This is a genomic window from Acinetobacter sp. GN11 (assembly GCF_054823985.1).
In genome coordinates this window covers 1-862 of the sequence record NZ_JRVL01000339.1, presented here as the reverse complement: position 1 = coordinate 862, position 862 = coordinate 1, and the positions used below count along the sequence as shown (strand labels likewise).

The window sequence follows — 862 nt, the reverse complement described above, 5'->3', positions numbered from 1 at the left end:
TGGGAGTAACTCAGCAGATTTCACGCCAGAAGTTTTATAAGGCACGATCTGGTCGTCATCACCATGCAGCACCAAAACAGGAACCGTGATTTTCTTTAGATCGTCAGTGAAGTCAGTTTGCGAGAACGCCACAATACCATCGTAATGTGCTTTTGCACTACCCGTCATGCCCTGACGCCACCAGTTAGCAATGATACCTTCAGATGGTTTCGCATCTGGTCGGTTAAAACCATAAAACGGGCCAGATGGAAGGTCTCGGAAAAATTGCGCACGGTTGGTGAGAACTTGATTTTGCAGGTCATCAAAAACTTCTTTTGGTAAACCTTCAGGATTATTTTCAGTTTTAACCATCAATGGTGGAACTGCACTAACAAGAACAGCTTTTGCAACGTTTTCTTGACCGTGACGAGCAATATAATGAGCAACTTCACCTCCACCCGTTGAATGGCCAATATGAATTGCATTTTTAATATTCAGATGTTTGACCACTTCTGCGACATCATCTGCGTAGTGGTCCATATCATGACCATCCCACACCTGACTTGAACGCCCATGCCCACGTCTATCATGAGCAACTACACGAAAACCTTCTTTAAGGAAAAAAAGCAACTGTGTGTCCCAATCATCTGAACTTAAAGGCCAACCATGATGAAAAAATAAAACTTGGGCATCTCGAGGTCCCCAATCTTTATAGAAAATTTCTACGCCGTCTTTTGTGGTTACATATCCCATCTTTGTTCTCCTGGTGAAAAACTGCTTGTTGATTCGTTATAAAGATTTGAATATTTATACTAAGCTTAAAGTTAACTTTAAGGTCAACCATCTTAATCATCTTTTAAAAATAAAATTTATATGAAGACTC

The 862-nt window shown here is 40.6% G+C and carries 1 protein-coding gene; it reads right to left on the bottom strand.

What is annotated here, in order from left to right; translation table 11 throughout:
* Positions 1–732, bottom strand: a 732-nt coding sequence (locus NL42_RS19035; RefSeq protein WP_461313939.1) for an alpha/beta fold hydrolase, incomplete at its 3' end; no start/stop codon positions are given.
* Positions 733–862 lie beyond the last annotated feature (130 nt).